This window comes from Streptomyces sp. NPDC046859, assembly GCF_040645135.1.
In the GTDB taxonomy this organism is placed as follows: Bacteria; Actinomycetota; Actinomycetes; order Streptomycetales; family Streptomycetaceae; genus Streptomyces.
This window is the reverse complement of sequence record NZ_JBEYXR010000032.1, coordinates 17,436-31,535: the sequence shown is the minus strand read 5'-3', so window position 1 is coordinate 31,535 and position 14,100 is coordinate 17,436. Positions and strand designations below refer to the sequence as shown.

The 14,100-nt window shown below is 72.6% G+C and carries 16 protein-coding genes; 7 read left to right on the top strand and 9 right to left on the bottom strand.

Going from position 1 to position 14,100, the window contains the following annotated elements:
* Positions 1 to 91: 91 nt before the first annotated feature.
* Positions 92 to 1,381 (top strand): hypothetical protein, encoded by a 1,290-nt coding sequence (locus ABZ899_RS31885; RefSeq protein ID WP_361352951.1) that lies wholly within the window; start codon positions 92 to 94, stop codon positions 1,379 to 1,381.
* A gap of 23 nt (positions 1,382 to 1,404) precedes the next feature.
* Here ABZ899_RS31885 and ABZ899_RS31880 read toward each other — a convergent pair whose 3' ends face one another.
* Positions 1,405 to 3,243 carry an ABC transporter ATP-binding protein gene (locus ABZ899_RS31880; protein ID WP_361352948.1) on the bottom strand — a complete coding sequence of 613 codons (1,839 nt, stop codon included), beginning with the start codon at positions 3,241 to 3,243 and terminating at the stop codon, positions 1,405 to 1,407.
* Between the two features lie 264 nt (positions 3,244 to 3,507).
* On the opposite strand from ABZ899_RS31880, the gene ABZ899_RS31875 reads away from it, so the two are divergent.
* Both ABZ899_RS31875 and ABZ899_RS31870 read left to right on the top strand, forming a co-directional pair.
* Positions 3,508 to 3,666 (top strand): hypothetical protein, encoded by a 159-nt coding sequence (locus ABZ899_RS31875; protein ID WP_361352945.1) that lies wholly within the window; start codon positions 3,508 to 3,510, stop codon positions 3,664 to 3,666.
* A gap of 67 nt (positions 3,667 to 3,733) precedes the next feature.
* Complete coding sequence (locus ABZ899_RS31870; RefSeq protein WP_361353094.1) at positions 3,734 to 4,147, top strand: hypothetical protein; 414 nt, start codon at positions 3,734 to 3,736, stop codon at positions 4,145 to 4,147.
* Positions 4,148 to 4,183: 36 nt separating this feature from the next.
* Here ABZ899_RS31870 and ABZ899_RS31865 read toward each other — a convergent pair whose 3' ends face one another.
* A complete protein-coding gene (locus ABZ899_RS31865) occupies positions 4,184 to 5,110 on the bottom strand; it encodes a GNAT family N-acetyltransferase (protein WP_361352942.1) in 927 nt (308 codons plus the stop codon).
* A 115-nt stretch (positions 5,111 to 5,225) separates the two neighbouring features.
* Between ABZ899_RS31865 and ABZ899_RS31860 the strand changes: the two genes are divergently transcribed.
* A complete protein-coding gene (locus ABZ899_RS31860; protein WP_361352939.1) occupies positions 5,226 to 6,008 on the top strand; it encodes a DUF817 domain-containing protein in 783 nt (260 codons plus the stop codon).
* 36 nt (positions 6,009 to 6,044) lie between these two features.
* Here the strand turns inward: ABZ899_RS31860 and ABZ899_RS31855 are convergent, their stop codons facing one another.
* Together ABZ899_RS31855 and ABZ899_RS31850 are read right to left on the bottom strand one after the other, a co-directional pair.
* Positions 6,045 to 6,377, bottom strand: coding sequence for an antibiotic biosynthesis monooxygenase (locus tag ABZ899_RS31855; protein WP_361352936.1), 333 nt, complete (start codon positions 6,375 to 6,377; stop codon positions 6,045 to 6,047).
* A 121-nt stretch (positions 6,378 to 6,498) separates the two neighbouring features.
* A complete protein-coding gene (locus ABZ899_RS31850; protein ID WP_361352934.1) occupies positions 6,499 to 6,864 on the bottom strand; it encodes an SgcJ/EcaC family oxidoreductase in 366 nt (121 codons plus the stop codon).
* Positions 6,865 to 6,970: 106 nt separating this feature from the next.
* Here ABZ899_RS31850 and ABZ899_RS31845 point away from each other — a divergent pair, with 106 nt between their 5' ends.
* Positions 6,971 to 7,852 (top strand): LysR family transcriptional regulator, encoded by an 882-nt coding sequence (locus tag ABZ899_RS31845; RefSeq protein ID WP_361352931.1) that lies wholly within the window; start codon positions 6,971 to 6,973, stop codon positions 7,850 to 7,852.
* Positions 7,853 to 7,858: 6 nt separating this feature from the next.
* Here ABZ899_RS31845 and ABZ899_RS31840 read toward each other — a convergent pair whose 3' ends face one another.
* The 4 genes from ABZ899_RS31840 to mgrA all read right to left on the bottom strand — a co-directional run bounded on the left by ABZ899_RS31840 (position 7,859) and on the right by mgrA (position 11,414).
* A complete protein-coding gene (locus ABZ899_RS31840; protein WP_361352928.1) occupies positions 7,859 to 8,287 on the bottom strand; it encodes a DUF6069 family protein in 429 nt (142 codons plus the stop codon).
* Positions 8,284 to 8,892: a helix-turn-helix domain-containing protein gene (locus tag ABZ899_RS31835; protein WP_361352925.1), complete on the bottom strand. Its 609-nt coding sequence runs from the start codon at positions 8,890 to 8,892 to the stop codon at positions 8,284 to 8,286. The genes ABZ899_RS31840 and ABZ899_RS31835 overlap by 4 nt, the downstream gene beginning before the upstream one ends.
* A 120-nt stretch (positions 8,893 to 9,012) precedes the next feature.
* Complete coding sequence (locus ABZ899_RS31830) at positions 9,013 to 10,173, bottom strand: S1 family peptidase (protein WP_361352922.1); 1,161 nt, start codon at positions 10,171 to 10,173, stop codon at positions 9,013 to 9,015.
* Between the two features lie 197 nt (positions 10,174 to 10,370).
* The gene (gene mgrA / locus ABZ899_RS31825) at positions 10,371 to 11,414 is read right to left on the bottom strand and encodes an L-glyceraldehyde 3-phosphate reductase (RefSeq protein WP_361352919.1); all 1,044 of its coding nucleotides are present in this window, start codon (positions 11,412 to 11,414) and stop codon (positions 10,371 to 10,373) included.
* Positions 11,415 to 11,964: 550 nt separating this feature from the next.
* Here mgrA and ABZ899_RS31820 point away from each other — a divergent pair.
* Entirely contained in the window at positions 11,965 to 12,252 is a 288-nt protein-coding gene (locus ABZ899_RS31820) for a hypothetical protein (protein WP_361352917.1), read from the top strand.
* 189 nt (positions 12,253 to 12,441) lie between these two features.
* Here the strand turns inward: ABZ899_RS31820 and ABZ899_RS31815 are convergent, their stop codons facing one another.
* Positions 12,442 to 13,041: a TetR/AcrR family transcriptional regulator gene (locus ABZ899_RS31815; RefSeq protein WP_361352914.1), complete on the bottom strand. Its 600-nt coding sequence runs from the start codon at positions 13,039 to 13,041 to the stop codon at positions 12,442 to 12,444.
* Positions 13,042 to 13,176: 135 nt separating this feature from the next.
* On the opposite strand from ABZ899_RS31815, the gene ABZ899_RS31810 reads away from it, so the two are divergent.
* A complete protein-coding gene (locus ABZ899_RS31810; RefSeq protein WP_361353091.1) occupies positions 13,177 to 14,073 on the top strand; it encodes an NAD(P)-dependent oxidoreductase in 897 nt (298 codons plus the stop codon).
* Positions 14,074 to 14,100: the final 27 nt, after the last annotated feature.

Here is a 14,100-nt window from a genome sequence, read left to right as displayed (position 1 = left end):
CAACCCTTCGGTCCGGTCGGACGTCTTGGGTGTGGAACGGCGTTCCGCCGCAGTTCACCCCTCCGTCACCGACGTTCGATCAGAGGACCTCATGTTCCCCACCGCCCCCGGGCTTCGAGTGCACCGCAGGACCGCCGCCGCGGTGGGTGCCGTCGCCCTGCTGGCCGTGTGCGCGGCCCCCGCCGCCGCGGACGACCCGGCCCCCGCACCCGGCCTGGTGCTGGAGAAGATCGCCCCGATCGACGGGGTCCGGCCGGGCGGCACGTTCACGGTGCCCGCCCGCTTCGCGTACACGGGTACCGAGGCGCTCGGCAAGGTGTGGCTGAAGTACACCGTCAGCCACGGGCTGAGCCTGGGCGAAGTGCCGTCCAACTGCCGTGCCTTCAAGACCTGGGGCTACGACGAGATCCCGACCGGCGCCATGGCGCTGTGCGAGTTCGACCAGCCACTGAAGCCGGGTGTGGTCTACGCGCCCGAGGGCGGGCTGAAGATCGGCGCCATGGACCGGGCGCTGTACGAGCGCCTCGACGTCTCGGTCACCGACTACGAGGCCTACCCCGGGGACGAGGCCACGTCGGGTCCCGTGCCGGGAACCGGCCCCGCCCTGAAGCTGGTCGAGCAGCCGGACGCCACGCCGTACGAACCCGGCACCCCCGTCGAGGAGGACGCGCACTTCAAGCGGACGCCCGTGACGGCGGCGAACACCGCGGACTTCCAGGTCCTGGGCGGAGCGCTGAAGGGCCGTGTCGGCGACACCGTGGACCTCAGGGTCGGCTTCGTGAACGCCGGTCCGGCCTGGGTGCAGGTGTACAGGGACGGTGTCCCGCTCGCCGAGGTCCTGGTCAAGTTGCCCGCCGGCACGACGGTGACGAAGCAGCAGGGCTGCGAGAAGGTGTCCTCCGGGACCTACCGCTGCCCCTACGACCTGCCCTGGGCCGACGAGGACGAAGAGTACGCGCGCACCTTCAAGGTGCGCATCGACAAGGCCGTCGCGGGAGCCAAGGGGTCGGCGACGCTGGTCGGCGAGCCCGGGGGCTGGGACACCGACCAGAGCAACGACAAGGCCGCCATCACCCTCCAGGTGACCGGGGGCGGGGGCACGGCCGGTGGCGGCTCGTCGTCCGGCGGCTCCTCCTCCGGCGGCGGCAGCGGGTCCGCCGGCGGCTCCTCGTCCACGGGCGGGTCCGGCACCGGCGGCACCGGCGGCGGCTCCTCCACGGGCGGCTCCGTGACCGGCTCCACGGACGGCGCCGTCTCAGGTGACCTCGCGAGCACCGGCTCCGACTCGGCCCTGCCCCTCGCCGGGGCCGCTGCCGCCGCCGTCGGCGCCGGAGCGGCCGCCGTCCTGGTGGTGCGCCGCCGCCGTTCCGCACGCGGCTGAAGTCGCCGCCGTGCGGGTCGTGTTCAGGGGAGCTCGGCCCGCGCGGGGGCGGCGTCCTCGGTCCGCGCGGGCGTGTCGTCCAGGAAGCCGCCCGACTGGTGCTGCCAGAGCCGCGCGTAGGCGCCGTCCAGGGTGATCAGCTCCTCGTGGGAGCCCTGTTCGACGATCCGCCCGCGATCGAGGACGACGAGCCGGTCCATACCGGCGACCGTGCTCAGCCGGTGCGCCACGACGAGCGCGGTGCGCCCCTCCATGAGCCGCCACAGCGCCTCCTGGACGAGGATCTCGCTCTCCGAGTCCAGGGCGCTGGTCGCCTCGTCGAGCAGCAGGATCGGCGCGTCCCGCAGGATCGCGCGGGCCAGGGCCACCCGCTGGCGCTGCCCCCCGGACAGCTTGATCCCGCGCTCGCCGACCATGGTGTCGAAGCCGTGCGGCAGCGCGTCGGCGAACTCGGTGACGTGCGCCGCCTCGGCCGCGCGGCGGATCTCCGCGTCACTGGCCCCGGGCCGGGCGAAGGCGATGTTGTCCCGCAGGGTGCGGTGGAACATCGCCGGGTCCTGCGGCACGTACGCCATCAGGCCGCGCAGGTCGGCCTGGCGCATCCGGCTGATGTCCCGACCGCCGATCAGGATGCGGCCGCCGTCGACGTCCGTCATCCGCAGCAGCAGCCGGGTGAGGGTGGTCTTGCCACCGCCCGACCGGCCCACCAGGCCGACCCGTGACCCGGCGGACACCTCCAGGTCGAGACCGTCGAACAGCGGGCGGCCACCGCGGTGGGCGAAGGTGACCTTCTCGAAGCGGACGTCCAGGGCGCCGCACGGCGCCGGTTCCGGCACGGGCGGGTCCAGCACGGTCGACGGCGTCAGCAGCAGCTCGGTGAACTGGGCCGCCTCCGTCATGGAGTTCTCCAGCCGGCGGTAGATCTGATTGAACTCGAACATGATCCGGGTGGCGTTGCTGTAGTAGGTGAAGGCGACCACCACGGCCTCCACGCCGTGCCCGCCGCCGCCCAGCGTCACCGCGAGCAGCAGCCCCAGCGCGTTGGTCAGGACCGACATCGGCGCGACCAGGGTGTCGATGCGCAGGTTGCCGTAGTCCCAGGAGCGCAGCGTCAGCCGGCGGGAGGTCGCCACGCGGGAGCGGTGCTCGGCGGCCTCGCGCTCCTCGGCGGCGAACGCGCGCACGGTGTCCATGTTCATGAGGCTGTCGGCGACATGGCCCGCCACCCGCGCGATCGCCTCCTCGCGCTGGTCGACGAGGGCCTGGCGGCGCCGGATGAGCGGTACCACGCAGACCGCCGTCACCGAGATCATCACCAGCAGGCCGACGACGAGCAGCGGTTCGTACCGCCACAGCACCACGGCCCCGAAGAGCAGCGGTACGAGGCTGCCCATGATCTGGAACGTCAGCGTGTCGACGAACTGCTCGAAGCGGGTGGCGAAACTCAGCACCCGCTTGGTGAGCGAGCCGGCGAAGTTGTCGTGGAAGAACGCGGCGTCCCTGGCGAGCAGTTCGTCCATCCCGAGCACGTACAGATGCTCGATGCCGAGGGCGTCCAGCCGGTTCAGGCAGTGCAGGGCGACGCGCCACAGCGTCTCCGCGAACAGCAGCACGGCGATGAAGCCGAGGACGTACGGCAGGGTCGCGGAGACGGTGACCTGGCCGCCGCCGGCGATGTCGCCGACGAGCTTGGCCACGATGAGCGGAGCGATGTAGTTGATGCCGATGTTGCCGAGGGAGGTCAGCAGCATCGCCGGGGCCGTCAGCCACTTGAGGCGGACGAGTTCCCGGCCGTAGTGGCGCAGTGCGAGCAGAACCGAGCGCTTGCCCGGCAGGGTCCTACGGGTCTCAGGCGTTCCCATCCCACCCCTGTTCGGTTCAGGCGACTACGTGGAGTCACGGCGTGAGTACGGCAGTGTCCCGCGCCGACACCCGCTCCGTCCAAGGCTTTTCCGGTCGTCGGGTGCGACCCGTGAGCTTGTGATCAGTAGGGAAATACGACTTCCCACTACCGTCAGTAACATGATCAACTTGCTCCCCGGGTGTCTCACGCGGTCTCCCCGGCGTTCCGCAGCGTCCGCCCCGTGGACCCTCGTCCCATCCGTCGACCACTCCCGAGGACATCGATGTCATCTCCCGAAGAGGCGCTGCAGCAGGCGCGCGCCGACTACGAGCAGCACATGCGGACCTGCCGGCAGTGCGATGCCGACACGACCCCGTGCGCCGTCGCCAAGCACCTGCTACGTCTGTACAACAACGCGCGCCGAGGCGCCCTTCGGCGCTGAGGCCCGACTCCGCCGCCCCCGGGAGGACTTCGTGCGCTCCCTGCCCCGCTCGCCGGCCGGCTGGACGATGGCCGTCTTCGGAGTCCTCGCGGCAGTCATGGGCGTCGTCGGCCTGCTCGCTCCGGACGTCCTGCTGACGGTGACGGGGTTCGCGCCGGTGGCGGAACCGGGGCGCGCCGAGGGGGACCACACCCTGGTCTTCGTGACGGCGTCGTCCATGGCGGCGCTGAACATGGGCGTGTACTACGTGCTGGCGGCCCTCGCGGACTGGCGGGCGTTCTTCCGCTGGACTGTGCCCTTCCGTCTGCTGACCTGCACGGTCTTCACCCTCGCCGTGATCGGCGGCCGGGCTCCGGCCGGCTTCCTGGGGGTGGGGCTGTGGGAGGGTGCCGGCGCGCTGGCCACGGCCGTGGCCCTGCGCCGTGAACGGCGAGGGGTGCGCGGGCGGGAGCAGGAGCCCGCGGGCGCGCCCGGCGCGTGACGGGACCCGGGGCGCGTCAGCACACCCGGCAGGCCGTCACTTCAGGACCGTCTCCCAGGTGTCCACCGCGTAGTGGACGTCCAGGCCGTGCCGGGCGTACAGCGCGGGGGCTCCGGTGGCGTTGGCGGTGTCCACGCCGAGTCCGACCGTGTCCCGCCCGCGCGCGGCGAACGCGGCGAACGCGTGCCGCAGCAGCAGGCCGCCGACGCCCCGCCCCCGCGCCTCGCGCCGCACCCCGATGCTGCGGATCCAGCCCATCGCCTCCCGGTCGTCGCGGGCGAGCAGGAACCCGCTGTCGCCCAGGTCGTCCGTCTCGACGAGCCACACCAGGGACCAGTCGAGCAGGTCGGCGTCGATGTCGCGCAGCCACTGCTCGTAGGTGCGCGGCTGGAAGTCGAAGTGCTCGGCGAAGGTGGACTGGTGCAGCGCGTGCACCCGCGCGCGGTCCGCCTCGTCGGCGCAGGCCCGCAGCCGCACACCGGGCGGCACGGACGGAGTCAGGTCGCGGGCCGCGTCGAGCGGGCGCCGCAGCACGTGGTAGCGGCGCACGACGTGCCAGCCCCGCCGCTCCAACAGCTCCTTGTCGGTGGTGGGTTCGGCGTTGAGGTGCAGATGGACCACCGCCCGGGCCGCGCCGTTCTCCCTGGCCTTGGCCAGCGCCCGCGTGTCCATCGCGTCCAGCAGGAGCTCCCCGGCCCGCTGGTGGTCGGGGAGCACGTAGTGGTCGACGTCGATCCGCTCGCCGCCCGACTCGTCCCACAACAGGCCGTACGCCACCAGGCGTTCACCGTCGAAGGCCAGCCACGAGTCACGCGCGAGGGTGATGTCGGGCCGCTTCAGGTCGGATTCGACGGTGTGCAGGTCGGTCTCGGGCCGGCCTATCTCGATCCGGTCGATCTCATTGAGCAGGTCGGTCACGGCGGTCGCGTCGTCGAGGCCGGCCGGGCGAAGTGCGTAGGGCATGGGCCAAGGGTCCAGGGGCGCGGGGGACCGCCGCAACGGATTTTCGGTGGAACCCGCCGTCCGGGAACCTCACGCCCGGGGCAACCGAACGCACGGCGCGATCGTCTTTTTGAACATGTTCACCGCAACCGGCCCCGTGGGCGCGCCCCTGCGCCACCTGCTCGACTTCGCGTGGATACAGACGCGGTCGTGTGCCTTCGCCATCGCCCTGATGTCCGGCGTCGCCGTGTCCGGACTCCTGCACGGGCTCCCCGTGGCTCGCTACGACCTGCTCGTGGTCTACGGGGTGCTGCTCACCCTGCTCTTCTGGCTGCGGGGCTGGGAGAACGGACGGGACGTCGCCGTCATCGCGGTCTGTCACGTGGTCGGCCTGGCCTTCGAGATCGTCAAGGTCTCCCTCGGCTCCTGGAGCTACCCGGAACCGGCCGTGCTGAAGTTCGCCGGCGTCCCGCTGTACGGCGGCTTCCTCTACGCCGCGGTCGGCAGCTACGTCTGCCGCGCCTGGCGCCTGTTCGACCTCGAACCGGTCCGCTACCGGCCCCGGATGACCGCTCTCGTGGCCGCCGCCGTGTACGTCAACTTCTTCACCCACCACTGGCTGCCCGACGTCCGCTGGCTGCTCGCCGTGCTCCTGCTGGCCGTCACCGCGGGCACGTCGGTGCGCTACACGGTGCGCAGGCGGCGCCTGCGGATGCCGCTGGCCCTGGCCTTCGTCCTCATCGGGTTCTTCCTGTGGGTCGCCGAGAACGTCGCCACCTACCTCGGCGCCTGGCGCTACCCCTACCAGCTCGACGGCTGGCAGCCGGTCGGCGTCGAGAAGTTCGGCGCCTGGTCGCTGCTGATCAGCGTCACGTTCGTCCTCGCGGCGGTCGCCCGATCGCGTCGGCCGCGTCGCTAGAGAAGAGGGGCGGGGCCGACACCCCGCCCCTCGGCGTCACGCGCCCTTGGGCGCCGCCTGCTGCACGACCTCGAACGACCACAGGGTCGACCCGGCGGCCGCCGGCTTCGCACGCTCGCCGCCCTCCTGGCCGCCCCCCTGGTGGGCCGCCTTCATCGGGCCCTCCATCCACGTCTGGAAGGACTCCTCGTCCCGCCAGCGCGTGTACACGAGGTAGGTGTCGGTGCCCTCGACCGGCCGCAGCAGCTCGAACCACTCGAACCCGTCGGAGTTCTCCACGGTGTGCGCCCGCGAGGCGAACCGCTTCTCCAGCGTCTCGCGCTGCTCCGGCGGGACGGTCAACACGTTGATCTTGACGATACTGGGCACAGCACACCTTCCGTCGAACGGGGACCCGGACGAGTCCCACCCCTGACCATGGGGCGCAGTGTCCTACATCCGGCTGTGAAAGGCCGCCTTCGCCCCGTTCCGGCGCGCTGCGCGGTGCGGCTCAGCGGGCGGGCGCGACGAACTCCGGCTGGTCGAGCACACGCAGCCAGCTCCCGTCGGCCTGACGCCTGACCACCTGCGCCCGCGCGCCGGCGCCGTCCTTCGGCGGGGTGGAGGTGAGGGCGAGGTCCCCGCTGACCAGGGTCGGCAGCGGCGCCTCCGGCTCGAAGCGGGGCCGGTTCGCCAGCACCTTCTCCCACAGGGCGCGGATCGCCTCACGCCCCACCGTCCGCTCGCCGGGCGGATAGGCGAGCACCGCGTCCTCCTCGTAGAGCGCGGCGACCCCGGCCGCGTCCCCGGCGTTGGACCGCTCGACGAACAGGCGTGTGATGTCCTCCGGCCGCATGGCCTTCTCGTACTCCGGCACGGTTTCCTCCCTGAGGGCCGAGGTGAAGCTCCTACGCCCTCCAGCCTGTCCGCCCGGGGAGCAGAAATCCAACAGATGGATCTTCTGGATCCTAGAATCCACAGTCATGGAGCTGAGGCAGTTGGAGTACTTCGTGGCGGTGGCCGACGAGCGGAGCTTCACCCGTGCGGCCGAGCGGGTGCACATCAGCCAGTCCGGGGTCAGCGCCCAGATCCGCCAGCTCGAACGCGAGCTGGGTGCCGAGCTGTTCGACCGGTCGACCCGCACCGTCACCCTCACCGTCGCCGGGAAGGCCGCCCTGGAACACGCCCGGGCGGCGCTCGCCGCGGCCGGTGCGGTCGGCCAGGCCGTCGGCGAGGTGACCGGCCTGATCCGGGGCCGGCTCACCGTCGGCATGGTCATCGGCTGCACGCTGCCACCGCTCTTCGACGCCCTGGCCGCCTTCCACCAGGCGCACCCCGGAGTGGAGTTGTCCCTGTTGGAGGACAGCTCGGACCGGCTCACGGAAGGGGTGCGGAACGGCACCCTGGACGCGGCGCTGATCGGCGCCGCCGCCGGGACACCCGAAGGGCTGGACGCCCTCACGGTCGTCAGTGAACGGCTCGTGGCGGCGGTGCCACCCGGGCATCCGCTGGCGCTGCGGCGCCGGGTCGTCCTGAGCGATCTGATGGACCACCCGATCGTGTGCATGCCTCCCGGCACCGGCCTGCGCGCGGTGTTCGACCAGGCGTGCGCGGCGCTGGGTCTGCGGCCCACGATCGCACTGCAGGCCAGTGCCGCGGACGCCCTGGCCGACCTCGCCGCCCGGGGGCTCGGTGTCGCCGTCCTCAGCGCCTCGATGGCCGCCGGCCACGACGACGTCCTCACCGCCCGCACCCTCGCCGACGTCGAGACCCCGGCGCTGCTCGCCCTGATCTGGCGGCCTGCCCGGAGCCCGGCGGTGCGGGCCTTCCTCGCGCACGCCGGGCGGACCTTCAGCGCGTCCTGACCGTGGTCACCGGGCTCCGGCCCGGCCGGCGCCGGGGGTGGGAACCGCGGCCCCCGTCGCCCGCCCGGCCAGCCCCGGGATCAGCACCGCCGCCACCGCCACGTGCATCAGGGCGAGGGACGCGCGGGTGCCGCCGTCCATCCCGTCCCCGGTCAACGGCAGGAAGGACACGGCCAGTACGGCGGTGGCCACCCCGCTCCAGACGGCACGGGCGCGCCGTACGCCGAACCGTTCCAGCGCGGCCAGCAGCGCCCAGCCGGCGAGCGAGGCGACCAGGGCGGCGAACGCCACGGGCCCGGCACCGAGGTCGAGGGTCCGGTCCCCGTCGGTGATCCTCAGCCGATGGCCCAGCAGCGGGTCGGACACCAGCCACACCAGGACGGGAGCGGCGACGGCCGCCCCGCACACCACGGCGCGGCTTCCCCGCGCCCTCACCGGCCCTCACCCGCGAGGGCCCCGTGCAGGAAGACCTCCACCAGCTCACTCGGCGTCAGATCCGGCTCGTCGTCCGTGCGCGGCTGGGTGAACAGCAGGCCGAAGAACAGGGCCGCGATCTGCTCCGGCGGCCGGCGCAGGGTGGCGCGGTCGGGCTCCAGGAGATCCGCGAGGGCCGCGCGGAGGCGGGACATCGACTCCTCGCGGCCCGCGCCCCGCACGGTACCGGGGTGCTTGCCGCCGCGGTGCCCCAGCGAGCCCATCACGGCGCCCATCCTGGCCAGGTGCGCCTGCAGTGCCTCGGCTGCCTCGGCGAGCCGGTCGGCGAGCGGCTGGGCCATGTCGATCGCGTCGAGTTCGCGGATCGCGTGGTCGGGGGAGAGCGCCTCGGCGACACAGGACTGGATCAGTTCCTCCTTGTCGGCGAAGACCCGGAAGATCGTGCCCTCTCCGATGCCCGCCGCGCGGGCGATCTTCGCGGTCGTCACCGCGGAGCCGTACTCGGCGATCAGCGGGATCGCGGTCCGGACGATCATCTCGCGGCGCTGCTCCGGCGACATGGCGGGCGCGCGGCGACGGGCGGTCCGGTTCTCTTGGGGAGTCATGCGGACAGACTACGGAGTGAGTGCTCACTCCGTCAATGAGTGAGCACTCACTCCGATGGGATGGTGTCCGGGAGCAGGTCCCGTGCCCGGCCGGAGCCGGGGCCGGGCACGGGACCCGGATCAGGCGGTGTGCAGGGTCAGGCCGTAGCGGCCCAGGATCTCGTTGACCGGCTGGAACCAGGTCTCGCCGCCGCCGGAGCAGTTGCCCCAGCCGCCCGAGGTGACGCCCTGGGCCTGGTCGCCGCTGATGAAGGAGCCGCCGGAGTCGCCGGGTTCGGCGCAGACGCTGGTCTTCGTCATCTGGCGCACCGCGCCCTGGCTGTAGTTGACCGTCTCGTTCTTCGCCAGCACCGTGCCGCAGTGCCAGTGCGTGGTGGAGCCGGAGCGGCAGACGGAGGCGCCGACGGGTGCTTCGCCCGATCCCCGCACCAGTTGGTCCGGGACGGTGCCCCATCCGAGCACGACCGGCACGGTCCACCAGCCGCTGCCGACGCTGACCCAGGCGTAGTCGTTGTCCGGGAACGAGGAGCCCTGGAAGGTGCCGATGTAGCTGCCGTCCCAGCCCCGGACGCCGGCGCCCGGCTGTCCGCAGTGCCCCGCGGTGATGAAGCCGCCGTGCACCGAGAAGCCTATGGAGCAGCGGACGTTGCCCGTGTAGTAGGGGTCGCCGCCGACGGTGCCGGCCGCGAAGGTGGCGGGCGCGGACGCGACCGTACGGACGGTGACCGGACCGGCCGCCCGGGCGCGGGACACGAAGCGGCGGACATCGTTGTCAGCTCGCTCGCCCCGGACGACGTTCACGACCACGGTGCCGGCCGCCGGGTCGACGTGCCAGCTGCTCACCCCGGAGGGGGCGCGCAGGCGGTCGATGCGGGCCTTGGCCGCGTCGAGTTCCCGTGCGGTGTGCTCGACGGTGCGGACGGTGGCGCCGGTCGCCTCGACGCGGCGCACGGTCGCGGGGGAGGCGTCCTCGGTGACGCCGACGGTGAGCCGCTCGCGGCGCGCGTCGAACCACGAGCCGCCGTAGGCGGATCCGGCCGCCTTGCGTGCCTTCGGTGCGACGGCCGTCGCCGTGCGCTCGGCCGCGAGCCGCGCCGCGGCCCGCTCCTCCGACAGGCCGAGGTCGCGCTGCATGGCCCGGAGCAGTCCGTCGGAGGCGGGTGCCGGGCGCGCCGCGGTGGGGGAGTCGTCCGCCGTGGCCTGTCCGGTGCCGGCCGCGGTCCAGCCGCCGAGCACCAGGAGCGCGGAGAGACAGGCATAGGTGAGTCTGCTGCGTCTCAAGGGAGTTGCCCTTCCGTCGTTCCAGCAAGGTGGGGGTGGAACAACCGCAATCTGAGAGCGCTCTCATCGGGTCGGGCAGAGCATAGCCAGGGCGGCCTGTCAGGTCCATATCATGCGCAGAATGCCGTTCCGGCGCGCATACGGCACCGCGCGCACCCGGAGGTCCGGGTGCGCGCGGTGCCGTCTGTCCGGAGGTGTCAGCCGAGTTGGCCGGTCCTGGCCTCCCGCCACAGGTCGACGCCGCCGTCGGTGGCGTACTTGTCGATCTCGGCCAGCTCCTCGTCCGTGAAGTCGAGGTTCTCCAGCGCGGCCACGTTCTGCTCCAGCTGCTCGGTGCGCGAGGCGCCGATCACCAGAGAGGTCACCCTCGGGTCCCGCAGCGCCCAGGCGAGCGCCATCTGGGCGAGGGTCTGCCCGCGCCTGGCCGCGATGTCGTTGAGCGCGCGCAGCCGGCCCCGCATCTCGTCCGACAGCCAGCCCTGGTCGAACGACTTGCCCTGGGTGGCCCGCGACCCGGCGGGCACGCCCTCCAGATACCGCCCCGTCAGCAGCCCCTGGGCCAGCGCCGTGAATCCGATGACGCCGAAGCCCTCCTGCTCGGCGACGTCCAGCAGCCCCTCGCGCTCGATCCAGCGGTTGAGCATGCTGTACGACGGCTGGTGGATGAGCAGCGGCGTACCCAGGTCCCGCAGGATGGCGGCCGCCTGCCGGGAGCGCTCGGCGTCGTAGGAGGAGATGCCGACGTACAGGGCCTTGCCCTGGCGGACGGCGGTGTCGAGCGCGCCCATCGTCTCCTCCAGCGGGGTGCCGGGGTCGAGCCGATGGGAGTAGAAGATGTCGACGTAGTCCAGCCCCATCCGCTTCAGGGACTGGTCGAGCGAGGCCAGCATGTACTTCCGGGAGCCGCCGCCCTGGCCGTAGGGGCCGGGCCACATGTCCCAGCCGGCCTTGGTGGAGATCACCAGCTCGTCCCGGTACGGCGCCAGGTCCTGCCGCATCAGCCGGCCGAAGTTGATCTCGGCGGAGCCGTACGGCGGGCCGTAGTTGTTGGCGAGGTCGTGGTGGGTGATGCCCAGGTCGAAGGCGCGCAGCGCGATCTCGCGCTGGGTCTCGAAGGGCTTGTCGTCACCGAAGTTGTGCCAGTAGCCCAGCGACAGCACGGGCAGGTCGAGTCCTGAGCGCCCGGAGCGCCGGTACCGCATGGTTCCGTCATAGCGCCCGGGGTCGGCGACATGGTTCATCGAGTGGTCTCCGCAAGGTGCAGTCGGGGTCGTCCGGTCCTGGTGGGGGACCTGTTCACTGTGCTCCTGCCCGATTCTCGCGTCCAACGCATCCTTTTCATCGCATTCAGCGACGCCGTCTCTGAATGGCCGCCGCCGTCCGCGCCCGTCGTCCGCTCGCGGTCGCCGCCGGGACGTTGCACCCCTCCACCCCGATCACCGGCCGACCGGGGGCCCTGGGCGGACGCGGGCCGGGCGTGCGTGACCGACCGGGACTCGCAGGGCGGCAGCCGCAGGTAGGGGTCGCCGTACGGCGCGAGCAGCAATCGGTGCCCCTTCCCGTCCGCGGGGACACGCGCACCATGGCCGCCACGGTCGTGTCCCGGTTGCGCAGCCTTCCCGTGAGCCCGTGCCGCTCACCCTCACACCGGTCCCCTGCCCGAGCGGGAGCGGATGGAGGAGCTGCTCGCTCTTCCGGAGGCGGGGTGGGTCGCACTGCCGGCGCCTCAGGTCTGAGCCGTCGCGCGGCTCGCCGCGCATCATGGCATTCACCCGCCTATGCTCCATTTGTGTGACGACGATTTTCGAAGAGCTCGTGGCGAAGCAGCGTGCGGCGGAGCAGGCTCACAGCCGCGTGGAGGCGCTGCGCGGCATGTACGGTCCACCGACGCAGGTCGGCGGCTGGAGCGCCCGCCAGACGGAAACGTACAACACCGCCCTGCGGGCCTGGCGGGACCTCGCCAGGGACCTGCAGACGGCGGTGGCCGAGTACGCCCGGGCCCAGGGCGTGTCACGGAGCGGCGTCGAGGAAGAGATCCGCAAAGCCGCTCACGCGCAGGCCGGCGGCTCCGGGGCCTAGGTGTATTGATCACGAGCGTTGCGGGGTCTGGCACGCGCATCTGCGGCGTTGTCGTCACTCGCCGACGCTCCGCGTCGACTCCCTCCTCCGCCTTGCGGCTGCACGCACCAGACCCCGCTCGGGCACGTCACCATCTCCCGTCGGCCACAGCCGGGCCGATCCCAACGAAAGGCCCCAGGGTCACCCCCGTCAGCCGTCCCGCTGCACCGCCGCGTCGAGCAGCGGCCCGAGTTCCGCGCTCACCGTGGTCAGCGGCCGGACGTCGTGCCGGGCCCGGGCCATGAGGATGGCCCCCTCCAGCGAGCTGATCATGAGCGTGGCGAGCGAGCCGGCGCGCCGGCGTGGGACCCCCATGTCCGTCAGCGCGTCCGCGACCGCCCCCGTCCACCCTTCGAACGCGGCGGTGACCGCCTCCCGGGTGGACTCGGTGCTCTGGGCGCAGTCCACGGTGGCGGCGGCGACCGGGCAGCCGCCCTCGAAGCCGGCGGCTTCGTACTCATGCGTCCACTGGTGCACCATCGCCGCGAACAGCCGGCCGGGCGTCGGCTCGGGAAGCGCGGCCAGGAAGCGCGAGACCCGGCGTGCGGCGTAACGCCCGGCCCAGCCCACCGCCTCGTTGACCAGTTGCTCCTTGCCGCCCGGGAAGTAGTGCTGGAGCGAGCCGCGCGGCGCCTCGGCGTGGGTGGCGACCTCCCGCATGCCGGCGGCGGCGACCCCGCCGCGCCGTATGAGCTGGGCGGCGCTGAAGACCATCCGCTCGCGTGGCCCTCGTACGGGCGGCACCGTCATCGTCGACCTCCGTCCGTCCCGATCCGGTTCACGGCACCCATCCTATGACCGGCGTCATACGGGCCCCGTACTATGACGACTGTCATAGTGGCGGGGTGCGGGCTGGTCCCGGACGCGGCGGAACGGCGGTGCGGTATGAACGTCGGATTCATCGGGCTGGGGGTCATGGGGCGGCCCATGGCGCTCAACCTGGCCCGTGCGGGGACGCCCCTCGTCGTCTGGAACCGCACCCCCGACCGCTGCGCCCCCCTGCGGGAAGCGGGCGCGCACGTCGCCGAGGGCCCCGCCGAGGTCTTCGCGCGGTCCGGGACGGTGATCCTCATGCTGGCGGACGACACCGCCGTGGACGCCGTCCTCGGGCGCGGCACCCCCGACTTCGCGGCCCGCGTCGGGGAACACACCGTCGTCCACATGGGCACGACCTCGGCCGAGTACTCGGCCGGGCTGCGGGACGCCGTCCGGGCCGCGGGCGGACGCTATGTCGAGGCCCCCGTCTCCGGCTCCCGGATCCCCGCGGAACAGGGTCGGCTGGTGGCGATGCTGGCCGGTGAGAGCGACGCCGTGGCGACCGTACGGCCCCTGCTGGCTCCGATGTGCGGCGAGACCTTCGAATGCGGCGACGTCCCCGGCGCCCTGCTGATGAAGTTCTCGGTCAACCTGTTCCTGATCACCCTGGTCACCGGTCTGACCGAGGCGTTCCACTTCGCCGGCCGGCACGGACTCGACCAGGGCCTGCTGCGAGACGTCCTGGACGCCGGCCCGATGGCCAGCGCCGTCTCCCGCGGCAAGGGCGCCCAACTGGTCGCCCGCGACTTCGGCGTCCAGGCGGCCGCCACCGACGTCCTGAAGAACAACCGCCTCATCGCCGAAGCCGCCCGCAAGGCCGAGGTGGCCACGCCCCTTCTCGACGCCTGCTACGCCCTGTTCGGCGAGACCGTCGCCCAAGGGCACGGCGCCGAGGACATGGTGGCCGTCCTGCACGCCCTCGAAGCGCGCACCGGCCTCGCCCCGCATGAGAGACCGGGCGCCTGACAGCCCTGTCCCGCCGGGCAATTGAGC